Raw genomic sequence first — 24,880 nt, forward strand, 5'->3', positions numbered from 1 at the left:
TGGCGAATGCGCGCAATCACCGGGAAATGCAGGGTAGATATGATGCAGTGCGGTCAATAAGTCAAGATGTTTGACGCTTTCAGGTGTCGCAGCGGTAAAACAGCCAGCAATTCCAACAAAATATCAGTCCGGCTTGATCTTGTAGAGGGTCGCCGACCATTTCAGGAAGGATTGGAAGTCGGCATAGCCGATCTGGTACTGGCCGCTATTGTCGCGGACGTGCCCGCCGAACTCCAGATAGGGGTTCTGGGTCCCGGGATAGACCTTGGGGTCGTTGATGATGAGCTGCAGATTGTCGGCGGTACCGTCGAAGCCGACGATGAGGACGGCGCGCTTCTGTGCCTTGGCCTCGCCCTCGTTCCGGGCCGGTTCGATCTGAACCAGGATGGGGCGCTCGAAGCGGATCTCCTGGATGATCTCGGCGGGTGGGATGGTCTTGGCTTCTTCCCAGCGCATGGCGATGGGAAGTTCGCCGAAAGATTCATGGGCGAATTGCGGATAGCCCTTGATGGCGCGGCTCACCGCCGTGAATTCGCTTTCATCCTGAGCCTTGTAGCAGTTCGGCGTGCCGGTCAGGTAATAGGCGATGCTGCATTGCATGTCGCCGGGACCGGTATTGGGCACGTCGTAATAGACCATGACCATTTCGGCGATGGCGGCCCAGGACTGGTCGGGGCCTGATTCTGGCACCGGCGGGATATCGAGGAGGCTTTCTGCCGATGCAGGGGTTGTTGCCGCCATCAGGACCATCGCGCTCCCGGCGATGACAGCGCTTTTCAAGCTGGCAAGAAGCTGTCCCGACAAACGGTGCAACATCAAATAGTCTCCATACATCAGAGGGATGGTTGGTAAAGCCCCGGAGTCTCGGCCGGTATTCTTGCTGGCTTCCGAGCCGGCGGCAAGCGCTCCGGTGGGGCTCGGCGCCCGCCCAAATACCAGAGTTCGGCGGAAGTTCCTCAAGGTGCGGCAAAGTCCCACCGGTGGGGTCGGTTGACAAGGTTGCCATTGCTGGTTCATGCAGGGGCCGCCTTTCAACTGGAGCTACCCGATCATGAAAATCGACAAGGTTTTGAAGTCGCTGGGCCTCGATGCCAAGGCGCTGAAAAAGGGCGATCTCATCGTCCGCTCGCCCATCACGGGCGGTGAAGTGGCGCGGCTCGTCTGCGACGATGCCAAGGGTGCCGCGAAGAAGATCACCAAGGCCCAGGCCGCTTTCCAGGCTTGGCGCCAGGTGCCGGCGCCCAAGCGCGGCGAGCTTGTGCGCCTGCTCGGCGAGGAACTGCGCGCCCACAAGGCGGCACTCGGCGAACTGGTCTCGATCGAGGCCGGCAAGATCAAGACCGAAGGTCTCGGCGAAGTGCAGGAAATGATCGACATCTGCGATTTCGCGGTCGGTCTTTCGCGCCAGCTTTACGGCCTCACCATCGCCTCGGAACGGCCCGGCCACCGCATGGCGGAAACCTGGCATCCGCTGGGTGTCGTCGGTGTGATCACGGCCTTCAACTTCCCGGTGGCGGTCTGGTCGTGGAACACGGCCCTGGCCCTCGTAGCCGGCAATTCCGTCGTGTGGAAGCCCAGCGAGAAGACACCGCTGACGGCCCTCGCCAGCGCCAAGATCTTCGCCAAGGCGGCAGCGCGCTTTGCCAAGGAAACCGGCACCGCCATTCCGGACGGTCTCCTTGAAGTGCTGATCGGCGCCCGCGAAGTGGGTGAGGTGATGGTCGACGATCCGCGCGTGGCGCTCGTCTCCGCCACTGGCTCGACCCGCATGGGCCGCGAAGTGGCGCCGCGCGTCGCCAAGCGCTTCGGCCGCTCGCTCCTGGAACTCGGCGGCAACAACGCCATGATCGTCTGCCCGTCGGCCGATCTGAAGCTTGCTGAGCGCGCCATTCTCTTCAGCGCCGTGGGCACCGCGGGCCAGCGCTGCACGACGCTGCGCCGCCTCATCGTCCATGAAGACATCTACGCAAAGCTGCTGCCGCGCCTGAAGAAGCTCTACGGCCTGGTGCCGGTCGGCAACCCGCTCGATGCGAAGACCTTGATCGGTCCGCTCATCGATGCGGCCTCCTTCGAAGGGATGCAGAACGCGCTGAAGCAGGCGAAGGCTGAGGGCGGCAAGGTGGTCGGCGGCGAGCGCGTCAGCGTCTCCGGCTGCGCCAATGGCTATTACGTGAAGCCGGCCATCGTCGAATTGCCCAAGCAGAGCTCGGTCATGATGCACGAGACCTTCGCGCCGATCCTTTATGTGGTGAAGTACAAGAACCTCGCCGATGCGATCCAGCTGCAGAACGAGGTGCCGCAGGGCCTCTCTTCCTGCATCTTCACCCGCGACGTGCGCGAGGCGGAACTCTTCACCTCGGCCGTCGGGTCCGATTGCGGTATCGCCAACGTCAATATCGGCCCCTCGGGTGCCGAAATCGGCGGTGCCTTCGGCGGCGAGAAGGAAACCGGTGGTGGCCGCGAGAGCGGCTCGGATGCGTGGAAGGCCTATATGCGCCGCGCCACCAACACCATCAACTATTCGGACCAGCTGCCGCTTGCGCAGGGTGTGAAGTTCGACATCGGCTAATACGTCGCCGAGTTGGAATCGATGGAACGGGGTGCAGGCAACTGCACCCCGTTTTCGTTTCAGCGCGCGATCACCCAGACGCGTTCCAGGCGGCGATGGCAGGCGGTGACGAGGCCGATCGCGGCGCTCGCCAGAGCCAGGAACAGGAACAGGCCGGTCGGTCCCCAGGCTTCCATCGCAAAGCCGGCGCCGAGCGGGCCTACGGCCGCACCGATGCCGTTGACGAAGAGCAGCGCGCCGGTCGTTGCCAGCGTGCAGCCGCCGCGGGCGCGGTCATTGGCGAGGGCCGCGCCGACACCATAGATCGGCGCCATGATCGCGGTGAGCAGACCGACGAACATCACGAGCGTCATCATCCCGCCACCGGCAAAGAGTGCCATGCCGGCACAAAGGGCCAGCCCCAGAAAGACGATCCCCTTGGCGACCGAGATGCGCTCGCGCACGCGGTCGGAAAGGTGTCCCACAGGAAACTGTCCGGCGATGCCGGCGATCGCCGCGACGGTCAGCAGCAGGGAAAGATCGCCATTGCTCAGGCCCGTTTCCACCGCATAGCTCGGCAGCAAACCGTGCAGGCCGCCATTGATGATGCCGGACCCGAAGCAGATGGCGAGTGCCACCGGCGGCACGGCGCGGAAATGCTTCATCCCCAACGCGCCATGCGCGGGCACCGGCAGTTCCGCCCGGCGCGAGATCAGCACCGGCAGAGTGGTGAGCGTAATGATGGCCCCGGCGATGATGAAGCTCATGACGCCGCCGCTGCCTTCCGCCAGCACGGCGATGGGCGAGGCGCCGGCCGTCAACCACGATGCCGTCATGTAGACGCTGTAGAGGCGGCCACGATTGCCGCGGCTGGCCAGCACATTGAGCAGGCTTTCGGCAATCGTGTAGATGCCGGCCATGGCAAATCCACACAAGGCCGACAGCACCAGCCAGAACAACACATCGAACAGCAGGGCATGAGCGAGGAGGCTGAGAGCCGCGATGACGGCGAGCAGCGCCACAGTGGAACGTGCGCCGAATTGCAGGATCAGCTGTCGGCAGATCTGCGTGCCGCCCAGATAGCCCAGCGAATAGGCGGAGGCGACGAAGCCGATCATGCCGGTTGAAACGCCGCCCTCTTCAAGCCGCAAGGACACCAGGGGCGAGACGAGGGCCAGCGCCGTCTCGAAACCGGCGACGGCGATGAGGGCGGGGAGGAACAGGAAAAGCGGGGTGCGCATGGTCGAAACTCCGGCAACGGACGGCAGCAACGGGTGAAGCGGGCGCGCGCCTCCGCGCGGTCCGTTCAGGAACGTCTTAAAGCTCGAATGGATGGAAGCGAGGGGAGCTCTAGCGTTCGATGTTGCCGCGTTCGAGCGGTCCGCTCGGCGGCAGATCCGGCAGCTGGACAAGCGCATGCCGCCCGAGCCAGAGCCCGGTCATGCGTAATTCCATGTCTCGCCGCGGATAGGTCATTGGAGTTCCTTCTGAGGTCGGCAACGTAGCCGAGTGTCGACAAAAAGTCAATAATTACAGTTCGATGAAACGCAAAATCTGAATCATCATTCATTTTCTGCGAGGACGAAAATCGGCCCAAAGCAATTATCTAAGCAACAGTTCCTATTTTGTTCTTTACAAATGACGTATTTTGTGTTACGTTGAAAATATAATTTCATTGGAGATTGGCATGCCTATCGTCCCGCGCCCTCGGCCCAATGCCGGGCCGCCTGCAACACCGCTCGCCCCATCCAAACCTGTTGCACCTGGGCCCGCCAACGATGACGGCAACGGCATTCTCGGCAGCTGGGAAAACGGCGTGTTCAAATTCGCCTCGCCCCAAGCACGGGAGACGTGGCAGGGCAGTTCGTACCTGCAGGGCGTCAATGCCGACACCTGGGCACTTGGCAAGGAGATCGATCCGCAGACCGCCGGCTTGGCGCAAGCGGGCCTCGCCGGGGCAGCCATGCCGGGCCTCTATAAGGGGCCGGACGGCAAGTATCGCCAGATGAACCAGAAGACGATCGAGAGCCAGGACGCCCGCGATCACCGCAACAGGTTTCTCACCGGCAAGAGCATGGACCAAATCGCTGCCGCCGGAACCATGCCCGGCGCGAATGAATGGGTGGCGAAGTGGAAGGCCGTGCAGGCGGCGGCGAATGACAATGCTGCCGACGTGAAGCCGGCGCCGCAGATGGTGCCAGTCACTCAGCCATCACCTGCAGTGCCTGCGAAAAGCAATCTTCAAGCCGATGCCGGCGCCGGACGAACGATGGGCGGCCGATTTGCAGCGATGCAGGAGGCGCAGAAGAATGCAGACACCCAGACTGAGGACGATTTGGCGCGGATCGCCGTGAATTCAATCCTCGGTAACTATGGTGACGAAGCACGCGCGGGCTTCAGTGCGGCCGGCGCTTACTTGGACGGAAAATCCTTTGGAGATGCCTACGACAGCAACCTCCTGAAGGAGAGATACGAAAGCACCGCCGCTCAGGAACGGCAGGGCCTCACCGGCACCGGCGTCGAGCTCCTCACGAGTTTCATTCCAATCGTCGGTGATCTGTCCGGCGCACTTGCTGATTTCAAGGACTGGAAAGAGCACGGCGATCAATGGGGGTGGGAAGATTATGGGCTCGTCGCTTTAGGTGTTGCGCCCGGGATGCTCAATCACCGATTGGTGAAGAAGGGCGAGAAGGTCCTTGGCGATCTCCTGGACGACGGCAAGATCGCAAGAAGCGAAGGAGCTCTCGATCTGCAGAAGTCACCCCTCACCCGCGGCAACAGCCTTGATCAGTACCTTCCGAGCAATGAAATAATCGCTCTCACTCAACTGCAAGCTGAGGCCCTAACTGGGCGAAATCGGGGGCTCTTCTACATGACCGAGAGCTTTACAGGCAAAGAACCCGCGAAGATCTTTCATGATGGTACGGTCGGTGCTTTCAGTTCGATCGAACACAAGAAGCGCGTGGTTCCCGCGCTACGATACGACAACCCTGACGGCAAGAACTTTATCAGGTTCGATGGAATTGAGATCGCAAAGGACGGTAGCCACATTTTGCTTATCGATGCCAAGCGCTCTCTCCCGCTCTGGAAGCCTTCCGCAATGAATGATTTGAAAGATACACTTGAGCGCATAAAGAAGGCTGTGCACCAGAACAATACCGACGGCGTGGATGGAGCCCAATATAAAATCGTATACGAATTTCAGACTAGATATGCCGCAAAAGTGGCAGCTATGTTCTTGGCCAGTAGCGGCTATGGCGATTTGATTTCTGTACGCGTGAGGCAGTAATGATCAATTACGATACTCAACTTGGGTTGTGGCTATACATGCGTCCAGATACGCGGCAGTCCATTGCCACGCGACATAAGGAGTTGACCCAATCCTTGGGGCAGGTCGCGGCACCTTTTGGATGGCAGGGATTGGAAACCCCGGAAGTGCCGAACCGCCGTGAGGGAAGTTACTCGGCATCATTTGTGATGCGCTATCCTGACAGAAGTGTGCGTTGCTCCGGCAGCTACATGATCCGGGACGCGAAGCATCTCGACGATCTTTCTTCTGACGACGATCGCATTTCCATTGAGTTCGATCTTGCGTCGAAGAAGTACGATTACCGGTATTTGCTGTCGGTGCATTTTCCTGACCTGGTCGCGGCATCGTCTGCCTATAGAGCAGCTGCCTATTTTGGCCTGTATACGGTCGATTTCGACGAACTCCACAAGGCTGAACTGCAGCGGCTCAAAGCTCAGAAAAGTGTGGACGTCAATGGCCGCAACAACATCTTCACGCTTCAACCTGCCCAATACTGGGATGCCGAGCTCTGCCAGCGCGCACTTGGCTATGACCGCGACGAAGTGGCCAGGCGGCTTACGGGCAAGGTGCCGCTGGTGAAGCCGTTGATGGATGGGGTGTATGTCGTCTTCAATGACAATCCGGATCTCACCTTCGAGGAGTTCTGCGCCTATAATGACCGACTGAAGCCGGTGCTGGGGCTGCAGTAGTCATCGCAACGGCACGATCGCCAGCGGGGAAATCTGAAGAACTTGCAGCGAAGACGAGCAAGACACGTCTGGCGCGCGGCCGCCGAAACAAGTTCCTTGCTGGCGAGGATGCGGGCTGATTGGTTGCAGTGGAGGCCGTGTCCAGCGCGGATGAGCGAGTAGCGAGGCGGAAGCCAGTTAGGCGGCAGCGAACGACACAATGCTGAGGCGAACCCGACGCCTGCTTCTGTTCCTGCGGCGATGGAGGTGGGTAGAAGAGCGCCGATGTATAGGGCACAAGGATATCACGCGCATCGCAGAAAATTCGATCTTCGGCAACTACGGCTACGAAGCACGCACGAGCAAAATTCAAGAAGCTGAGGAAGAAGTGATGAGTAAGCATCGTGTGGATCTATGGATCTATCAGCGGCCAGATCCGAAAGAGTCCATCGACGATCTGTATCGAGAACGTTGGCAACGGATGATTGCCTTGAACTCTCCATTGTCATGGAAGAATGCATTGGTTCCATCTGCGCCTATTCGTGACAGAGGAGACTTGGCTGCATGTTACAGCGTGAGGTACGGCAACGCTAATTTGAAGCACCGTGGAGCCTATCGAATTAGGGACACGCGCTACATCTATGACGAAAAGACATCGGATGACACATTCGCGTTTGAGGTGAAAAAATTGAACGTCGACGAGTACCGAGATACATTGTGCCGTCAGTTCCCCGAAGCGATAGGCGCCGTGCGTGGTTATCGCGCAGCAGCCTATGTAAAATTCTACTCTTCAGAATACTCGGACCTGCATCGGTCCGAACGGAGTGCTCTCCGTGAGAAAGCCAACGCTGATCCTGACGGCCGCGACAACATTTTCACGCTACAGCCCGCCCAATTCTGGGATGCCGAACTCTGCCAGCGCGCACTGGGCTGCGGCCGCGATGAAGTCATCAAGCGCCTCACCGGCAAGGTGCCGTTGGTGCGGCCGTTGATGGATGGTGTCTATGTCGTCTTCAACGACAATCCGGATCTCACTTTCGAGGAGTTCTGCGCCTACAATGACCGACTGAAGCCGGTGCTGGGCTTGGCCTAGCAAGCCGCGCAACTGCCCGGCAGTCGGTGGGGCGGTCGGAGCGATCGTGCAATCCTTAGGGCGGAGATAGTCCCAAGAAGCGCTGGCTGTTCATCTGTGCGGCCACGTCCGCCGGGCTGATTGCCTTCGTTTGCTTCGCTGTCTGGGCGTTCAACGATTTCCGGCCGCTCGATATCAGTTGGCGGGGAATTGCGGCGCTGATCGTCGGTTGCATCCTGGCTTCGGCCCTCAGCGTCTCGCTGATGGCAGTGGTGTTCTAGAGCAATCAAGGCGGTCAGGATGCCGACGGGCAAAACCCGGGTTATCGTCCGATGAATGAGTTTGATAGCGACGAAGCAGCAGAAGCGGCGCTGAGTTTTATTCGTAAACACGGCTACGCGTCGTATGTTGAAGTTGGGGTCAGAAAACAATGAAACGCAATGTTGTTGATTTCTATATGCATTATCGAGCGCGCCACGATGAGTCGATTGAAGATCGGCATCAGGCATTTGCCAGCAATATGCAGGAACTTCCGGCCCCTCTCGGATGGCAAGGTCTCGAAGTTCCGCCAGTGCCGGATTGTGGAGAGTATCTGGGGGCTAGCTTTGATGTTGAATACGGTATTTCCGGATTGGAACTCCAGGGGCGGTACGTCTACCGGGGTGAAACCTACGTATATGGTGATGACGTCACTTACGACGACAAGGTCTGGGTTACCTTTCCAACCCACAGCCGACGCCTAGACTATCGATCGATGCTGCATGAGCATCTGCCGGTAGTGATGGAGGCGTTCGGGGGATATGCCGGCCACGGATATTTCGGAAGCTACGTCGTGAAGTACGAAAACATCCACGCTGCCGAGATCGAGGCGCTGCGGAAGAAGCCAGGCATCGACGTCAATGGCCGCAACAACATCTTCACGCTTAACGTCGTTGAATACTGGGACGCCGAACTCTGCCAACGCGCGCTTGGCTACGGCCCTGATGAAGTGATCAAGCGGCTTACGGGCAAGGTGCCGCTGGTGAAGTCGTTGATGGATGGGGTCTATGTCGTCTTCAATGACAATCCGGATCTCACCTTCGAGGGGTTCTGCGCCTATAATGACCGGCTGAAGCCGGTGCTGGGATTGGTCTAAGGGCAAAACGATCCGCGTGCTGGCGCGGTGATTACGGTGGTTGCCGAAATCTTGATGCGGAGATAGTCGCATGAAGCGCTGGCTTTTCATCTATGCCGCCACGTCCGCCGGGCTGATTGCCTTTGTTTGCCTCGCTGTCTGGGCGTTCAATGATTTCCAGCCGCTCGATATCAGCTGGCGGGGAATGGCGGCGCTGATCGTTGGCTGCGTTCTCGTCTCGGCGCTCAGCATCGCGCTGATGGCGGCGGTCTTCTGGAGCAATCGCGGTGGGCGGGATGCCGATGTACACAGCGCCAAAGCGCCCGAGGATTGAGGAGCCCTGAGGTACTGATAAAAGAGTTATTGTACGATCGTAAAATAACTCTTTTATCCTGCCGTGACACAGGCTATAGGTAGGCGAAATCCAGCCTTCCTGGGCTGTGCTATCCGCTTTTTGTCACGGGGTTCGTTCGATGCCATTCGATTTCCAGCCAACCGACGAGCAGCGCCTGCTGGTCGAGACCACCCGGGCCTTCGTCGAGAAGGAGCTTTATCCGGTCGAGCGCGAGGTCGACAAGCTGGGCCATGTGCCCAAGGAGATCGGGCTCGCGATCAAGGAACAGGCCAAGGCGCTCGGTCTCTATTCAGCCAACATGCCGGAATCGGTGGGTGGCGCCGGCCTCGATGTCATGTCGCAGATGCTGTTCGAGCGCGAACTCGGCAAGGCGAATTGGGCGGTGCAAAAGTTCGTCGGCCGACCGTCCTACATCCTCATGGCTTGCAAGGATGAGCAGATCGACAAGTATCTGCTGCCGACCGTGCGCGGCGAGAAGTCGGAAGTCTTCGCACTGACCGAACCCGGCGCCGGGTCGGATGCCATGTCGATCACGACGCGGGCTGAAGCCGACGGTGACGATTACATCATCAACGGCGGCAAGCATTTCATTACCGGCGTCTGGGAACCGGACTATGCCATCGTCTTCACGGTGACCGGCGTTGACGAAACGAAGCGCGGCCCCCGGAAGCGCATCACGGCGTTCCTGGTCGATCGCGGCACGCCCGGCTTCACCATCCGGCGCGGCCCGCGCTGCGTCTCCTATCGCGCCTATGACAATTGGGAACTCTTCTTCGACAATGTGCGCCTCAACAAGCGGCAGATCCTGGGCGAGGAAGGGAAGGGCTTCGCGGTGGCCAGCGAATGGCTGCTGGGCGGGCGGGTCTTCATCGCCGCCAATTGCTGTGGCAAGGCGGAGCGCGCGATGGAACTGGCGCTCGATTGGGCGGCGACCAGGAAGCAGTTCGGCCAGACCATCGGCAAGTTCCAGGGCGTCTCGTTCAAGCTCGCCGACATGAAGACGGAAATCGCGGCGGCCGATGCGCTCACCGCCTATGTCTGCTGGAAGCTGCAGAACGGCACCATGACCGATGGCGAAGCCGGCATGGCCAAACTGTTCGCGACTGAAATGCTGGGCCGGGTCACTGACCAGGCGATCCAGATCTTCGGTGGCATGGGTCTGATGGAGGAATTGCCGCTCGAGATGATGTGGCGCGACGCTCGCGTCGAACGCATCTGGGAAGGGACGTCCGAGATCCAGCGCCACATCATCTCGCGCGAGATGCTGCGGTCGAAGGAACAGTAATCCTCAGGTCAAGAGCGTGGCGCGCAAGGCCTGGAGGGCGGCGTGGATGCCGTCGTCCGACACGCGCGGCAACAGCTTGGCGAAGAAGTTCTCAAGATCGGCCGGTGCGCTGCCGCCGCTTGACGGTGGTTCCGTGCCGAGCCGCCAATAGATGAAATCGAGCAGCGGCAGGCGCTCCGGCGGCAAGTGGCGTGCAAGCGCTTGGAGCGCCTCCGCGATCTCGGCCGCGTCGAAATCGCCGGCATAGTAGCGGTCGGATTCATCTGCATAGCAGACCGGCGAAGCGGCATCGTTGCCGGGCTTGAGGCCGGCTGAGCGTTCCGTGACGATGCGGCCCATCGGAATATCGTGCGGTTGCGGCTTGATGCTGGGCAATTGGAACAGTGCGAAGCCGATGCCGATGACTTCGGCTGGCCGCTTCCGCGCCGCCAAGGTGCGGTCGAAAAATCCGCCGCCATATCCCAGCCGGTAAAGTGCTGCGTCGAAGCCCACCAGCGGCGCGACGATCGTCTGCGGCGTTACTTCAAGATCGGTCGCCGGGATGGGAATGTCCCAGATGCCGCGCGCCATCGCACAGCCCGGCGACCAGGGACGGAAGGTGAGCGGCTCGCCGATCTTGGTTCCGACCGGCAGTGCGATCTCGAAACCGTCGGCCGCCAATGTGCGCATGAGCGGCCGCAGATCCGGCTCGCCGCGGAACGGCCAATAGAAGCTGATCGGTCCCTCGGCCTCTTCCAGCAAAGGATGCAGCCGCTCCATAAGGGCGGCGGACATGCCTTGGCGCAAGGTGGGCGGACAGGCGGCGCGGGCGGCGAGAATCTTGGCGCGCGCTTCCTTGCGCCACGGCTTCACCGCGTCCCAGCTTTCCGCGGCCGGCCTCATTTCCAGATGGCCTTGCCGCTGCCCGGCAGGCCCAGTTCGGCCCAGCGCGCACTGACGCGGTCGACCACATCGCGGTCCATCGCGATCTTCTCGCCCCATTCGCGATGCGTCTCGGGCGGCAGTTTGTTGGTGGCATCGAGGCCGACCTTGCCGCCAAGCCCGCTCTCCGGCGAGGCGAAATCGAGATAGTCGATCGGCGTGCGTTCGACCAGCGTCAGGTCGCGCACCGGATCCATGCGGGTCGAGATCGCCCACATGACATCCTTCCAATCGCGCGCGTTGATGTCGTCGTCCACGACAATGACGAACTTCGTGTACATGAACTGGCGCAAGAACGACCAGACGCCGAACATCACGCGCTTGGCGTGACCGGGATAGGCCTTCTTCATCGAGACGACGGCGATCCGATACGAGCAACCTTCCGGCGGCAACCAGAAATCGACGATCTCTGGGAATTGCTGGGTGAGGAGCGGGATGAAGACTTCGTTCAATGCCTCGCCCAGCACCGAAGGCTCGTCCGGCGGGCGGCCGGTGAAGGTCGAAAGATAGATCGGGTCCTTGCGCATGGTGACGGCGCTGACCGTGAAGACGGGGAAGGGCTCGACCGAATTATAGTAGCCGGTATGGTCGCCATAGGGGCCTTCCGGACGATAGTCTTCGAGCGAGACATGGCCCTCGAGCACGATCTCGGCATTGGCCGGGACCTGCAGCGGCACGGTCTTGCAATCGACCAGTTCCACCTTCTTCCCGCGCAGCATGCCGGCGAAATGATACTCCGACATCGTGTCGGGGACCGGCGTCACGGCCGCGAGGATGGTGCCCGGATCGGCGCCGATGACGATTGCGGCGGGGAAGGGTTCGCGCTTCTCGGCCGCCCAGCGCGCGTGATGCTGCGCGCCGCCGCGATGCTTCAGCCAGCGCATCAAGGTCTGGTTCTTGCCCAAGACCTGCATGCGATAGATGCCGAGATTGAAATCGTCGGACTTACCCTTGCCGGGCCCTTTGGTGACGACCAGCGGCCAGGTGATGAGCGGCGCCGGCTCACCCGGCCAGCAGCCCTGGATCGGCAATTCGGCAAGGTCGATCTGATCGCCGGTGAGGACGACATCCTGCACGGGCGCGTAGCCGACCTGTTTCGGTTTCATCGCAAGCGCCGTCTTCAGGAGCGGCAGCATCTCCCAAGCTTCCTTGAAGCCGCCGGGCGGTTCGGGTTGCTTGAGGAATGCGAGTGTCTCACCGAGCGCCCGCAGGCCCGCCGGTTCGCGGTCCATGCCCCAGGCGACACGTTCGACGGTGCCGAACAGATTGACCAGGACCGGCATGCGGTAACGCTTGCCGCTCTCTCTCGATACCGGATTCTCGAACAGCACCGCCGGCCCGCCTTCGGCAAGCAGGCGGGTCTGGATCTCGGTCATTTCAAGATGCGGGTCGACCGGTGCAGCGACCCGCACGAGGCGGCCGCTGCTCTCCAGCTTCGAGATGAAATCGCGCAGGGATTCATATGGCATAGCGGCGGCAATTTAGCGGGTTTCAATCCGCCGGGCTAGGCTCCGGGCGATAGGCATTGCGATAGGATTATTCCTCGCGCCAGGTACCGCTGCGTTCACCGTCGGCGCAATGTTAAATATCGGCTGGTGATCTTCTTCGCGCGAGGTCAGGGACCGACCAGCAGGCAATCGCCACCGGCGGCCTTGATGTCCTTGCAGGTGGCGTTGGCGGTGGCACGATCGGCGAAGGGGCCGATCTGCAAGCGATAGAACACACCCTTGGTGCCGAGATCGGCACGCTCCACGTGCAGCGACTGCCCATCGAGCGGCGCACCGATGCGCTTCTTGAGGCGCGCCCATTCGCCGTCGACATCAGCTTCGTTGGGCACGGAGGCAAGCTGCAGGCGAATACCGCTCACCGGCTCCTCGGCGGGTGGCAGGGATGCAACCTCGGTATCTGCCGGTGGGGTCTCGGTGACGACTGGTGCCGGTTCCGGAGCAGCAGATGCAGCCGGCTGATAGACGGTGGCCGCCTGTTCGGAGGCAGCCACAGCCTCGGCCCGCTGCTCCGCCGTGATGCGCTGGCTGACGATCGATTGGTTTGTCTCCGCCATCACGCGCGAGACGCCGGGGGCGGCCCCCCGCGTTGCCAGTGACAGCCACTTATAGGCTTCGACATCGCTCTGCGGCACGCCCTCGCCCTTGGCATAGAGCACGCCGAGGCGGGACTGGGCTTCCGGTTCGCCGGCTTCGGCGGCCTGCTTCAACAACTCGACGCCTTCCGTCGCGGACCCGCCATGACCGGCGAGATAGAGCTGGGCGAGCTTCCACTTGGCATAGCCGTCACCGGCATCGGCCAGCGGCTGGAGCTCGGCAATGGCGGCGTCGTATTTCTTGGCAGCGATCGCGGCCTCGGCGGCGGCGAGATCGGCGCGGGCCGGACCCATCAGGACGGCGCTAAGACCGAGAATGAGGGCCAGGGGCGCCACGGCGGTGCGTAAGCGGGTTGCGGCCATGACGATCCTCCTGAAGGGGCTGAATTCTTCCGAGGAAGATAAACCGAGTATTCGATTCGGGTCGATGGCGGGCGCGGAAATCTTCGATCACGAAATATCAACAATTCGCGGCAAAATGACCACTTAGGGATGACGTCGGAACCGTGCAATACTACATATGTTGAACCTGGATGCAGACTGAGCGAGTTGACCCATGCCAACCCTGGTAAAGTTCATGTTGCGACACGCGCTGATCGGCTATGCCGCGGCGGCCGTCTTCGTGGGCGTGATCTTTGCACTTGATGTCGGCGGCCTGCGCAGCTTGGTCGAGACATCTTCGCTGGGCATTCTGGCGGTCGCCCTGTTGACCTTCTTCACCGGCCTCACTTTCGCCAGCCTGCAAATGGGCATGGCGATCATGTCGCTGAAAAGCGAAGAGGATGATGGAGACGGGGCGGGCGGTCATGCCGAAACGGCGACGCACTGGGACGCTCAGCCGGCCGTCGTGAAAGCGACGGCGCGCAAGTCGCGCCACCGCCGTCGCTAGTCGTTAGGCGGCGAAGCCTTTCTTACCGCCCTTGCGGTGGTCTTCTTCAAAGAGGGCCGCCAACTGCTCTAGCACCGTGCCGCCCAATTGCTCGGCATCGACCAACGTCACCGCGCGCCGGTAATAGCGCGTGACGTCGTGACCGATGCCGATCGCCACCAGTTCGACATTGGAGCGCGTCTCGATCCAGTCGATGACATCGCGCAGATGATGCTCGAGATAATTCCCCGGATTGACCGACAGCGTTGAATCGTCGACCGGCGCGCCGTCCGAGATGACCATCAGGATCTTGCGCTGCTCGGAACGGACCGCGAGCCGGTTGTGCGCCCACAGCAAGGCTTCGCCGTCGATATTCTCCTTGAGAATACCTTCGCGCAGCATCAGGCCCAGATTCTTGCGGGCGCGCCGCCACGGAGCATCGGCCGATTTGTAGACGATGTGCCTGAGGTCGTTGAGGCGACCCGGATTGGCGGGCTTGCCGGCGGCAATCCAGCTTTCACGCGATTGACCGCCCTTCCACATGCGCGTCGTGAAGCCGAGAATCTCGACCTTGACGCCGCAGCGTTCCAGGGTGCGGGCCAGGATATCGCCGGTCATGGCCGCAACCGTGATCGGCCGGCCGCGCATCGAACCCGAATTGTCGATGAGGAGCGAGACGACCGTATCGCGGAACTCGGTATCGCTCTCCTGCTTGTAGGAGAGCGGCAGGTCCGGATTGACCACGACGCGCGGCAGGCGCGAGGCATCGAGGATGCCTTCCTCAAGGTCGAAGTTCCACGACCGGTTCTGCTTGGCCAGAAGGCGCCGCTGCAACCGGTTGGCGAGCTTGGCGACGACGGCCTGCAACGCCGTCAATTGCTGGTCGAGCAACTGCCGCAGACGCGACAGTTCTTCCGGGTCGCAGAGTTCGGCAGCGTCGACCACTTCGTCGAACTGCGCCGTGAAGGGTTTGTAGGGGGCCTCGTTGCGGCGGCTGAAATCCGGTTCGTTGCGGCGCTTGGGCGAACCGGGCTTCTCGTCGCCGGTCTCCGCATCCATTTCCATGTCGGTTTCTTCGGAATCGACATCTTCCGCTTCCGCCGCGGCGCTCTCGGCCGCTTCCGATTCCAGCTCCATCTGGCTGTCGGATTTCTGTTCTTCCTTGCCCTTGGTCTGCTGCTGGTCCTGGTTGTCCTGGTCCGGCTCGTCCTGGTTCTCGGGCTCTTCGTCCTCGGGATCGAAATCGTCCTCGCTTGCCTCCAGCTCCATGTCGGCCAGCAGCCGGCGCGTCGCCTTGGCATAGGCCTTCTGGCTGTCGAGGCATTCGCTGAGGCGCTCGATATCCTCCCGCACCTTCTGCGGCAGGTCGCCACGCCACAGATCGACCATGCCCTTGGCAAGATCGGGCACGCTCTGACCCGTCAGCGTCTCGCGCGCCAGCAGGCGCAGCACATCGGGGAGGGACCCTTCCTGGCGCGAAGCTACGCGCACGAAGCCCTTTTGCCGGCAATGCTCGTCGAGGGCGGCGTTGAGGTTCTGTTTGACACCGTCCATCTGCTTGGTGCCGATCGCTTCGACGCGCGCGGTTTCCAGCGCCTGGAAGATGTCGCGGGCAAGCTGGCTCTTCGGCGCTTCTCGGGCATGGATCTTGGGATTGTGGTGCCGGAGCTTCAGCGCGATCGCGTCCGCTTCGCCACGGGCGAGTGCCACGTCGGCCGCCGGCAAGTGCCGGCCGGGCAGCGGCAGGCGTGCCTCGCTGCCGCTCAAGCTCGCGGGCCCCTGATTGGGCGCGAAGCTCACCTGCAGTTCCCTGTCTCCCGACATGGCGCGCATGGTGGCGCCAGTGACGCGGCGGAACTCCTCGACCGGATTCTTCGGCCCAGACATCAGATCCCTCTAGTCGACCGTTACGCCCGGATATTTGCCTGGACCGCGGAATCCTTCAGATCCTGGCCGAAGCAGCGCTGATAATATTCAGCCACGACCGGCCGTTCGAGCTCGTCGCACTTGTTGAGGAACGAGACGCGGAAGGCAAAGCCGACATCGCCGAAGATGCGCGCGTTTTCGGCCCAGGTGATGACGGTTCTGGGGCTCATGACGGTCGAAATGTCGCCGTTGATGAAGCCGGAACGGGTCAGCTCCGCGCAGGCCACCATGGCGCCGATCGTCTTGCGGCCCTGCTCATTGTCATAGGTCGGCGATTTGGCGACGACGATGTTCGCTTCGTCATCGTGCGGCAGATAGTTCAGCGTGGCGACGATGTTCCAGCGGTCCATCTGGCCCTGGTTGATCTGCTGCGTGCCGTGATAGAGGCCGGTCGTGTCACCGAGGCCCACCGTGTTCGCCGTGGCGAACAGGCGGAAGGCCGGGTGCGGGCGGATGACCTTGTTCTGGTCGAGGAGCGTCAGCTTGCCCTCGACTTCGAGAATGCGCTGGATCACGAACATCACGTCGGGGCGGCCGGCATCATATTCGTCGAAGACGAGGGCGGTCGGATGCTGCAGCGCCCAGGGCAACAGGCCTTCGCGATATTCGGTGACCTGCTTGCCGTCCTTGAGCACGATCGCATCCTTGCCGATGAGATCGATACGGCTGATATGGCTGTCGAGGTTGATGCGGATGCAGGGCCAGTTGAGGCGCGCCGCCACCTGCTCGATATGGGTCGATTTGCCGGTGCCGTGATAGCCCTGGATCATGACGCGGCGGTTGAAGGCGAAACCGGCGAGGATTGCCATCGTCGTGTCATGGTCGAAGCGGTATGATTCATCAAGATCCGGGACGAGTTCGGTGCGCTGGCTGAAGGCCGGCACCTGAAGGTCGGAATCGAGGCCGAACATCTGGCGGACCGAAATGTTGATGTCGGGCTGCGAGGATTTGTCGATTTGGGCAAGATTCTGGGTGACCATGATACGGAGCTCGTCGGATCGTTAACGCATTCGAAGGGGGCCCTTTTTAGGGCAATTCCAGCAGGCTGACTAGGTCATTCCCTGCAGAGCAGCCCTGCTTGCCAAAAGGCCATTTTCCGCACGGATTCGCCAGCTGAGCCCATCGATTGGGGCAGCAATGGTCCAGTGCCGGTCTGTTATTCGACGGAGGCGGCCGCGCGCTTCAGCGTGCTGTAGGCCTGATTGACCACTTTCAGCCGTTCTTCCGCCTCTTTGTCACCACCGTTGGAATCGGGGTGCAATTGCTTGGCCAAGGCCTTGTAGCGCGCCTTGATCACATCCCAATCGACCGGGGCCACCAGATCAAGGACAGCCAGCGCCTGGTCTTCCGCCGACAGTTTTCGTCGTGCCCGCGCCCGCGCTTCCTTGTCCGCGCGCTGCTTGGCCTGCCCCATGCGGGCTTCGATATCGGCCTGAACGTCCTCAGGAAACAGGTCGAAGCGGGTGCCGTTGGCGAATTTGTATTGCCGGCCGCTGGCGGTGCGCTGACCCAGTTTCCAGGTCGGCCGATCGCCGACGATGGAAGATCGCACCGATTTTTCGATTTCGGCGGGTCCCATCCCGGCATAATAATCCCATGTGCGGTTGTATTCGCGCACGTGGTCCAGGCAGAACCAGTAGTAATCGTTGAGCCGGTCCCGTGATTTGGGCGCGCGAAAGGTGCCGGCTTCCTTGCAGCCGGCATGGTTGCAGGTTACCGGGCGCGGCGGCGGGTCAGGATCGAAATGGCTGCGGCGCCGGAAACGGATGGTCTGTTCTTTCGACATGGAATTAAGTATGAGGGTCGCGCGGCGTTATCGCAAGGGCGAGGTCTTTCATCAGCCCGGATGTCGCAGGTTAACCTAATAGAACCACACAATTTTATCTGACGGATTTGATCTCATGACGACTTGCCCTTGCGGTTCCGGGAAACAGCTCGAAGCGTGCTGCCAGCCCTTGATCAACGGCGCGCCGGCTCCCACGGCCGAGGCCCTGATGCGTTCGCGCTATAGCGCCTTCAAGTTGGGCAATCTCGATTATATCGACAAGACCCACGCCAGTGACATGCAGGAACCCTTCGACCGCGAACATGGCGACATGATGATCAACGAGATCGACTGGCGCGGGCTGGAAATCCGGCACGTCGTCGGCGGTGGCGAAAAGGACGAGACCGGCGAGGTCGAATTCATCGCCCGTTTCAAGCGCCAGGGCCAGACCGGCATCCACCACGAGAAGGCGACCTTCAAGCGCGAGAACGGCCGCTGGGTCTATGTCGATGGCGAGCTTAACCCCAAGGCCCCGCCGCGCCGCGTGGCCTCGGTCGGGCGCAACGATCCTTGCCCCTGCGGTTCGGGCAAGAAATACAAGAAGTGCTGCGGCGCAGCCGCGTAAGGATTGAGGGCGGCATGGGCAAGGTTGCGGAAGGCATGGCGGCGAAGCTGAAGGCGGCATTCGCGCCATCCGAACTCAACGTGATCGACGAGACCAACCAGCATCACGGCCATGCGGCGTGGAAGGAAAGCGGCGAGACCCATTTCAAGGTCGAGATCACCGCCGCAGCCTTCGCCGGCAAAAGCCGCGTCGAGCGTCAGCGCCTCGTCTATGCAGCCCTCGCCGACGATCTCAATGCCGGCGTCCACGCTCTGGCGCTGGTCGTCAAGGCGCCGGGCGAGGCCTAGCTCCCGGTCTTTGCCGGCTGGCCCTCGTAAAAGTCCGGCCAATGCGTGCGCACAACGTCACCGTCGCTGGCCAGCGCATGGCACGTATCGATGAAGCCGGGGCGCTTGCCCGGTTTGGCTTCGGTGGGCGGGCCATCCGTCTTGGTAAGGCCCGCGTCGCGCTTGGCTTTTTCGCGATAGCCATAGATGGTCTGGAAGGCGACCGTGCCCAGGGCGCGCAGCATCTCGACATGATGGGTGCAGCCGTGGGCGCCGGCAAAATGCGTGCGCAAGGTCCGGCTCCAGCCCTTGGCGACCGTGCTGCCCTTCAGCACATCAAAGGCCGGCGTGATGTCGCCGCAGACGGAAAAGGGTGCCGCCGCCGTCGCCACGGCGATGTCCACGACCGTGAAATGATCGTCGAGCGTGAGGCGGATGCGCATATCATGCACCGGATCACCCGGCTCGATCGAGCCGCGCCAATCGTTCGGGAAGGCATAATCCTTGGTGTCGACCATGCGCCCCTCGATATCGAAGAGGCCGTCCGCCCGCCGGTAGCCGCGAAAATCATAGCGCCGCGTGTGCAGCGCCTCGCGCGGTGCGGGTGCGGGCTGAATGTCGAGCGGGTTATCCATGAATGGCTGCTTTCGTCGGGCCGGCGGGAGTAGCCCCTGGGATGGCGCGTGAGTCGCGCGGCGGTGTCACCTTCAATCTGGTGATCTGATTGCGTTGCCGCTCCAATATCTCGAAGCGGCAGCCGTGAAAGGCGAAAACCTGGCCGGGCGACGGAATCTGCTGCGCCTCGAACAGCACCAGCCCGGCAATGGTCGATGCTTCCTCGTCCGGCAGGCGCCAGCCGAATTCGCGGTTGAGGTCGCGGATCGTCACCGTGCCGTCCATCTCAAGACTGCCGTCGGTCTGGGGCCGCACGCCGGCCACCGTCACATCATGCTCGTCGGAAATGTCGCCGACGATTTCTTCTAGAATATCCTCAAGCGTCACGATGCCCATCAGGGCGCCGTATTCGTCGACGACCATGGCGAAATGCTCGCGCCGCTTGCGGAAGGCTTCCAGCTGCGCAAGGAGATTGGTCTGGTCGGGAATGAACCAGGGCGGCGAGGCAAGGCTCACGATGTCGATACCGTCGAGCTTCCACTGGTTGGCCTGGACGGCGCGCAGCAAGGCCTTGGCATGGAGAACGCCGATGATGTTGTCGGCCTGGCCGCGATAGAGCGGCAGGCGCGTATGCGGGCTTTGCAGCACCTCCGCCACCAACTGTTCGATCGGCTGCTCGATATCGATCATCGTCATGTTGCGCCGGTGCACCATGATGTCGGAAACCGGCACGTCCTCGAGATCCAGGATCGAATGCAACATTTGCCCGGCTTCGCGGATTTCTTCGTCCGCGCCGGCATGGAGGGCGATGGCGCCGCGCAATTCCTCGATCCGCTCTTCGGCGCCCAGCTCATTGACGATGTTTGCACCGAGGAGGCGCAGAATGCCGCTGCAGATCATTTGGGTCAGATGCGTGATCGGCGCAATGGCGCGCACCAGGACAAGAACGATCGGTGCCAGCGTCAAGGCCGAACGGTCGGCATTGTTGATGGCGAATGTCTTTGGCAGGACCTCGCCCATGACGAAGATGATGATGGTTGCCACGATGCCGGCATAGACGGCGCCGACATCGCCGAACCAGGCACCGAAGACCTGGGCCGACAGAATGGCGATGAAGCTGTTGACGCAGGCATTGCCCAGCAGAATGGTGCCGATCACCTGCTCCATGCGGCTGTGCAATTTGTTGACGACGATCGCCCGCTTGAAGCCTTGCTGCCCCAAGGTCAGCATGCGCGCGCGAGAGGCGGCGGTAAGGGCTGTTTCAGAGCCGGAAAAGAACGCCGAGCCAACGACCAGCAGAAGCAAGGCGCCGATATTCAGCAAAAGCCAATCCATCTTGACCATCCACGAGGGAGAAGAGGGTCGACGCGCGGACTGCGCGGATCACGCGGCGATAGCGGTCTCCAGGATCGCCGTAACCTGGGCAAGGTCGACATGGGCCGGATGGAAGGTCTTGCCGATGCCGCGCGCCAGCACGAAGCCGATGCGGCCATCCTTCACCTTCTTGTCCCGCCCCATATGCTCGACCAATCTTTCGCTCGACCAGAACCGGCCCTGGACCGCGCCGGGCGCGGTCGGCAGGCCGACGCTGGCCAGGTGTCGCTGAACGCGCGCTGCATCATCGGCCGGGCAGATGCCCAGCGTCACCGACAGGTCGAAGGCCATCACCATGCCGATGGCGACGCCTTCGCCATGCAGCAACTCGTCGCTGAAGCCGCATTCGGCCTCCAGCGCATGGCCGAACGTGTGGCCGAGGTTAAGGAGCGCGCGCGCGCCGCTTTCACGTTCGTCGATACCGACGATGCGGGCCTTGGCGGCGCAGGAAACGGCGATGGCGTGGCGGCGCGCGGCCTCGTCGCCTTCGATCACGTCTATGCCATTGGCCTCAAGCCAGCTGAAAAAGCCGGGTTCGTCGATGAGCCCGTATTTGGCGACTTCCGCGTAGCCGGCGAGAAGTTCGCGGCGCGGCAGCGTGTCGAGCGTTGCCGTATCGGCAAGGACCAGGCGCGGCTGATAGAAAGCGCCGACCAGATTCTTGCCATGCGGCGTGTTGATGCCGGTCTTGCCGCCGACCGATGAATCGACCTGGGCGAGGAGCGTGGTCGGCACCTGAATGAAGTCGATGCCGCGCAAGGTGATCGCCGCCACGAAGCCGGTAAGGTCGCCGATGACACCGCCGCCGAGCGCCACCAGCGTCGTTCCGCGCTCGACCTTCATGTCGAGCAGCAGGCCGGTCACGCGTTCGACCTCGGCAAAGCTCTTGGTCGCCTCGCCGGCGGGCAGGATGATGCTGTCGACCTTGACACCGGCCTTTTCAAGCGAGCGGGTCAGGCCTTCCAGATAGAGCTTGGCGACATTGGCGTCGGTGATGATCACGACGTGCCGCTTGGCGAGCAGTGGCACCATATGTTCGCCCGCGGCAGCGATGAGGCCGCGGCCGATCAGGATGTCGTAACTGCGGTCACCGAGATCGACGCGCAAACGCTCCGGCCGCGCGAGATCATGGGCAGAAGCCTTGGCAGCCGTCATGATGCCGCCGGCTCCCTTTCCGTAAGATACGTGCCGAGCGCTTCCATGACGCGCCCCAAGGTCACTTCGGGCGGGCCGTCGGCACTGTCGACGATGATGTCGGCCTCGGCATAAAACGGATGGCGCAGCTCGATGAGCTCGGCAAGCTTGGCGCGCGGATCGACATTCTGCAGCAAGGGGCGGTCGTTGCGGCGCGAGACGCGCTTCAGCAGCAGGTCGAGATCGGCGCGGATCCAGATCGAGATGGCGCGTTCCTTGACCAGGGCCCGGGTGGTGGGATCGACGAAGGCGCCACCGCCGGTCGCCAGCACATGCACCGGATTGCCGAGGAGGCGCTGGATCACGCGACGCTCGCCGTCGCGGAAGGCCTTCTCGCCATGCGCGGCAAAAATATCGGGGATCGAGCAACCGGCCGCCGCTTCGATTTCGCGGTCGGCATCGACGAAGGGCAGGCTGAGGTGCCCGGCGAGACGCTTGCCGATGCAGCTCTTGCCGGCGCCCATCAATCCGACCAGGACCAGGGGCTGCTTCAGTCGCGCCAGCACCGATTGGGCGAGCGCCCGGTCGAGGCCGTGCTCGGCGCCTTCGCGCGCGGCACCGCGGCCATTGCTGCCCGTGGGTGGGTTGAGGCTGCCGCCAAGGGCCGCCGTATCATGCGTTGTGTCGACCATTTGCCGTGGGTATCAGGCACTTAACCCGGTCGTCAAGGTCTGCCGCCCGGTGACACGGGGTCACGCCGAGTTGATCTCCGCGGGGCAGGATTCGTGATTAGTATTTGAACTAGCATTCGAATCCGGCGCTGTGGCATGGTGAATCCGATCCCGGCCGCGACCCGAGCGCATGCATCGAATCCGTCGCGGTGGGCCATGGTTAACCGGTTGAAATTCCTGACATGAGCAAGCCAATCCTCACCATCATCGGCATCGCTGTCGTCGTCATCGCGGGCGGAATCGTTTTTCTCGGCACTTACAAGCTGCCGGCACCGACCCAGCAGGTGGAACTGCAGATCCCGAATGACCGGCTCTCGCTGCAATAAGCCCTCGACATCGGCGCGCGCTGGGCTGCAACAGGCCCTTTTGGCGCTAGGCACCGTTTCCGCCCTCTTGGGGCCGGTTCACGATACCGCTTTCGCCCTTTCCAGCGAGCCGACGCCGCTCGGCCTGCCGCAGAACACGACCGGCACGACACCACCGGCCAGTGGTGGCGGGATCGAGGCGCAGCCCCTGCCGCCCGTCCAACCGGCGCCCCAGCAGCCAGCCCCGCAGCAGCCGGCGCCACAGCCAGGCGCTGCGCCGACGGCGACACCGTTGCCGCCGCCGCCCGAACCCGGTGCCCAGACCGTGCCTGCCCCAGGCCAACCCAGCGCACCGGCTGAAATCATGACCCAGCCGATGCCGGACATCCCGGCGGCTTCGGCCGCGACGGGGCTCGGTGCCGATATCTGGCAGGCATCGGAAGTGTCGCGGCTGATGGGCCTCGTCCCGAAATTGCCGGCCCCGGTCAGCGTGCCGTCGCTGGCCGATCTGCAGCGTCGCCTGCTGCTGACCGATGCGCCCAGTGCCGGCGCTTCCGGCCCGGTCGACCCCTTGAAGCCGGTCAGGGCCGACAAGCTCCACCAGATGGGCTTCAACGATGCCGCAATCTCGCTGACGCAAGGGACCCCGCAGAGCGGTCCGATGGATCCGCAGGAAGCTGTCGAGAAGGCGTTGCTCGTCAACGATACCAACGGCGCCTGCCAGATGGTCGACCAGCAGATGGCGCGCAATCAGGTGCCGGATCTCTTCTTCCGCCGAGCCGTCATCTTCTGCCAGATCATGCGCCAGCAGAACGATCCGGCCTCGCTCGGCCTCGATCTCCTGCGTGAGCGCAACGATCCTGACCCGGCCACCAAGGATTTCATCGCGCTCGCCTCCCTCGCGAACGGCGAGACTAAGCGCGTGCCGAAGAACGTGGCTGTGCCCGACCCGCTCAACGTTGCGCTGATGAAGACGGTCGGCATGCCGGCACCCAATGCGATCGGCGCCGCGCCGGTGGTGCCGGTCGGAACCGGTGGCAGCGTCATGATCGCCCGCGATGCGACACGCCCCCTGCCGGAGCGCGTGGCGGCTGCCGAACTTGCGCATCGTTTCGGCCTCATCCCGGCACAGGAGCTCTCCGAGCTTTATCTGCAGATGCCGGCCGGTATCGCCGACCCGACGACCGCCATCAGCATGGGCGATACGGTCGAATTGCGGGCGCAGCTCTATCAAGCGGCCTACCGCGCCCAGATGCCGGCGCAGAAGGCACGCGCCATCGACGCTGCCCTCAAAAAGGCCCAGCAGCGCGGCGATTATCTGGTGCAGGCGGAGCTCTATGGACCGCTGGCGAGCCAGATCGCACCCTCGCGGGACATGCCCTTCTTCGCCCCGCAGGCAGCACGGCTGATGTTTGTCATCGGTCAAACCGACAAAGGCGGTTACTGGCTCAACACCGTCGCCGCCAATACCCGTGCCTTCAGCCGGCCGGGTGAGAAGGAGGGGCTCGATCTCCTCGGTCAGATCGCCGGTCTCCCCGGCAGTGGTGATCCGGTCGCTGCCTGGACCCAGGCCAGCGGCACCGCCAATCCGCGCGTCGAACTGCTCTACAGCCTGTTGGCCGGGCTCAACCGGCCGGTGACTTCCACGGTCGCGGGGTCGTTCCAGGCCTCGCCCGTCATCCCGCTGGGCTCGCCCGCCGCCGAGATCGTGGCGGCAGCCGCCGGTAAGCGCAAAGGTGAGGCAATCACCCTGGCCCTTGTCGGCATCGGCGGCGACAAGGCGATCGCGGCCGATCCGATCATTCTCGGCAGTGCTCTGCGCAGCCTCATCGATCTGGGCCTCGAAGCCGATGCGCGCCGGATCGCGCGTGAAATCGCCGTTCTTGCCGGCCTGTGA

General features: G+C 62.4%; 24 protein-coding genes. 12 read left to right on the top strand and 12 right to left on the bottom strand.

The annotated features are described in order from the left end of the window. Nucleotides 1-123: 123 nt before the first annotated feature. Nucleotides 124-816: a hypothetical protein gene (locus tag ACE3PP_RS02950; protein ID WP_374377778.1), complete on the bottom strand. Its 693-nt coding sequence runs from the start codon at nt 814-816 to the stop codon at nt 124-126. 235 nt (nt 817-1,051) lie between these two features. Between ACE3PP_RS02950 and ACE3PP_RS02955 the strand changes: the two genes are divergently transcribed. Then, a complete protein-coding gene (locus ACE3PP_RS02955; protein ID WP_374377780.1) occupies nt 1,052-2,569 on the top strand; it encodes an aldehyde dehydrogenase family protein in 1,518 nt (505 codons plus the stop codon). A gap of 59 nt (nt 2,570-2,628) precedes the next feature. Here the strand turns inward: ACE3PP_RS02955 and ACE3PP_RS02960 are convergent, their stop codons facing one another. Further along, the gene (locus ACE3PP_RS02960; RefSeq protein WP_374377782.1) at nt 2,629-3,789 is read right to left on the bottom strand and encodes an MFS transporter; all 1,161 of its coding nucleotides are present in this window, start codon (nt 3,787-3,789) and stop codon (nt 2,629-2,631) included. 446 nt (nt 3,790-4,235) lie between these two features. Between ACE3PP_RS02960 and ACE3PP_RS02965 the strand changes: the two genes are divergently transcribed. From ACE3PP_RS02965 to ACE3PP_RS02990, 6 genes are all read left to right on the top strand, one after another. After that, a complete protein-coding gene (locus ACE3PP_RS02965) occupies nt 4,236-5,837 on the top strand; it encodes a hypothetical protein (RefSeq protein WP_374377784.1) in 1,602 nt (533 codons plus the stop codon). Next, nucleotides 5,837-6,547 carry a hypothetical protein gene (locus ACE3PP_RS02970; protein WP_374377786.1) on the top strand — a complete coding sequence of 237 codons (711 nt, stop codon included), beginning with the start codon at nt 5,837-5,839 and terminating at the stop codon, nt 6,545-6,547. The genes ACE3PP_RS02965 and ACE3PP_RS02970 overlap by 1 nt, the downstream gene beginning before the upstream one ends. A gap of 199 nt (nt 6,548-6,746) precedes the next feature. Then, a complete protein-coding gene (locus ACE3PP_RS02975) occupies nt 6,747-7,619 on the top strand; it encodes a hypothetical protein (RefSeq protein ID WP_374377788.1) in 873 nt (290 codons plus the stop codon). Between the two features lie 409 nt (nt 7,620-8,028). After that, nucleotides 8,029-8,733 carry a hypothetical protein gene (locus ACE3PP_RS02980; protein ID WP_374377790.1) on the top strand — a complete coding sequence of 235 codons (705 nt, stop codon included), beginning with the start codon at nt 8,029-8,031 and terminating at the stop codon, nt 8,731-8,733. A gap of 70 nt (nt 8,734-8,803) precedes the next feature. Further along, complete coding sequence (locus tag ACE3PP_RS02985; protein WP_374377792.1) at nt 8,804-9,046, top strand: hypothetical protein; 243 nt, start codon at nt 8,804-8,806, stop codon at nt 9,044-9,046. 139 nt (nt 9,047-9,185) lie between these two features. Further along, a complete protein-coding gene (locus ACE3PP_RS02990; protein ID WP_374377794.1) occupies nt 9,186-10,352 on the top strand; it encodes an acyl-CoA dehydrogenase family protein in 1,167 nt (388 codons plus the stop codon). 3 nt (nt 10,353-10,355) lie between these two features. Here ACE3PP_RS02990 and ACE3PP_RS02995 read toward each other — a convergent pair whose 3' ends face one another. From ACE3PP_RS02995 to ACE3PP_RS03005, 3 genes are all read right to left on the bottom strand, one after another. Next, a complete protein-coding gene (locus ACE3PP_RS02995; RefSeq protein ID WP_374377796.1) occupies nt 10,356-11,234 on the bottom strand; it encodes a 5-formyltetrahydrofolate cyclo-ligase in 879 nt (292 codons plus the stop codon). Continuing rightward, nucleotides 11,231-12,742, bottom strand: a complete 1,512-nt coding sequence (locus tag ACE3PP_RS03000; RefSeq protein ID WP_374377798.1) for a UbiD family decarboxylase — start codon at nt 12,740-12,742, stop codon at nt 11,231-11,233. The genes ACE3PP_RS02995 and ACE3PP_RS03000 overlap by 4 nt, the downstream gene beginning before the upstream one ends. Nucleotides 12,743-12,888: 146 nt before the next feature. Next, the gene (locus ACE3PP_RS03005; protein WP_374377800.1) at nt 12,889-13,737 is read right to left on the bottom strand and encodes an SPOR domain-containing protein; all 849 of its coding nucleotides are present in this window, start codon (nt 13,735-13,737) and stop codon (nt 12,889-12,891) included. A 193-nt stretch (nt 13,738-13,930) separates the two neighbouring features. On the opposite strand from ACE3PP_RS03005, the gene ACE3PP_RS03010 reads away from it, so the two are divergent. Beyond that, on the top strand, nt 13,931-14,263 hold the full coding sequence (locus tag ACE3PP_RS03010) for a hypothetical protein (RefSeq protein WP_374377802.1): 333 nt from the start codon (nt 13,931-13,933) through the stop codon (nt 14,261-14,263). Nucleotides 14,264-14,266: 3 nt separating this feature from the next. Here ACE3PP_RS03010 and cobT read toward each other — a convergent pair whose 3' ends face one another. The 3 genes from cobT to ACE3PP_RS03025 all read right to left on the bottom strand — a co-directional run bounded on the left by cobT (nt 14,267) and on the right by ACE3PP_RS03025 (nt 17,954). Beyond that, nucleotides 14,267-16,129, bottom strand: a complete 1,863-nt coding sequence (gene cobT, locus ACE3PP_RS03015) for a cobaltochelatase subunit CobT (protein ID WP_374377804.1) — start codon at nt 16,127-16,129, stop codon at nt 14,267-14,269. A 20-nt stretch (nt 16,130-16,149) separates the two neighbouring features. Beyond that, entirely contained in the window at nt 16,150-17,148 is a 999-nt protein-coding gene (cobS, locus tag ACE3PP_RS03020) for a cobaltochelatase subunit CobS (RefSeq protein ID WP_374377806.1), read from the bottom strand. Nucleotides 17,149-17,324: 176 nt separating this feature from the next. Beyond that, a complete protein-coding gene (locus ACE3PP_RS03025) occupies nt 17,325-17,954 on the bottom strand; it encodes a DnaJ domain-containing protein (protein ID WP_374377808.1) in 630 nt (209 codons plus the stop codon). A gap of 115 nt (nt 17,955-18,069) precedes the next feature. Here ACE3PP_RS03025 and ACE3PP_RS03030 point away from each other — a divergent pair, with 115 nt between their 5' ends. Next, a complete protein-coding gene (locus ACE3PP_RS03030) occupies nt 18,070-18,558 on the top strand; it encodes a YchJ family protein (RefSeq protein ID WP_374377809.1) in 489 nt (162 codons plus the stop codon). Nucleotides 18,559-18,572: 14 nt separating this feature from the next. Next, nucleotides 18,573-18,845: a BolA family protein gene (locus ACE3PP_RS03035; protein ID WP_374377811.1), complete on the top strand. Its 273-nt coding sequence runs from the start codon at nt 18,573-18,575 to the stop codon at nt 18,843-18,845. Here the strand turns inward: ACE3PP_RS03035 and ACE3PP_RS03040 are convergent. From ACE3PP_RS03040 to ACE3PP_RS03055, 4 genes are read right to left on the bottom strand one after another with little or no spacing between them, the layout of a single operon-like run. Continuing rightward, nucleotides 18,842-19,459: a DUF2889 domain-containing protein gene (locus ACE3PP_RS03040; protein WP_374377813.1), complete on the bottom strand. Its 618-nt coding sequence runs from the start codon at nt 19,457-19,459 to the stop codon at nt 18,842-18,844. The genes ACE3PP_RS03035 and ACE3PP_RS03040 overlap by 4 nt on opposite strands. Further along, nucleotides 19,452-20,774 carry an HlyC/CorC family transporter gene (locus ACE3PP_RS03045; RefSeq protein ID WP_374377815.1) on the bottom strand — a complete coding sequence of 441 codons (1,323 nt, stop codon included), beginning with the start codon at nt 20,772-20,774 and terminating at the stop codon, nt 19,452-19,454. The genes ACE3PP_RS03040 and ACE3PP_RS03045 overlap by 8 nt, the downstream gene beginning before the upstream one ends. A 48-nt stretch (nt 20,775-20,822) precedes the next feature. Next, nucleotides 20,823-21,968: a 3-dehydroquinate synthase gene (gene aroB, locus ACE3PP_RS03050; protein ID WP_374377817.1), complete on the bottom strand. Its 1,146-nt coding sequence runs from the start codon at nt 21,966-21,968 to the stop codon at nt 20,823-20,825. Continuing rightward, a complete protein-coding gene (locus ACE3PP_RS03055) occupies nt 21,965-22,639 on the bottom strand; it encodes a shikimate kinase (RefSeq protein WP_374377819.1) in 675 nt (224 codons plus the stop codon). Before ACE3PP_RS03055 ends, aroB begins: the two co-directional genes overlap by 4 nt. Before the next feature lie 221 nt (nt 22,640-22,860). Here ACE3PP_RS03055 and ACE3PP_RS03060 point away from each other — a divergent pair, with 221 nt between their 5' ends. Beyond that, nucleotides 22,861-23,004: a hypothetical protein gene (locus tag ACE3PP_RS03060; RefSeq protein ID WP_374377821.1), complete on the top strand. Its 144-nt coding sequence runs from the start codon at nt 22,861-22,863 to the stop codon at nt 23,002-23,004. Beyond that, nucleotides 22,982-24,880: a hypothetical protein gene (locus ACE3PP_RS03065; RefSeq protein WP_374377823.1), complete on the top strand. Its 1,899-nt coding sequence runs from the start codon at nt 22,982-22,984 to the stop codon at nt 24,878-24,880. Before ACE3PP_RS03060 ends, ACE3PP_RS03065 begins: the two co-directional genes overlap by 23 nt.

Origin of the sequence: Dongia sp. (assembly GCF_041910485.1) — a bacterium.
Classification (GTDB): domain Bacteria; phylum Pseudomonadota; class Alphaproteobacteria; order Dongiales; family Dongiaceae; genus Dongia.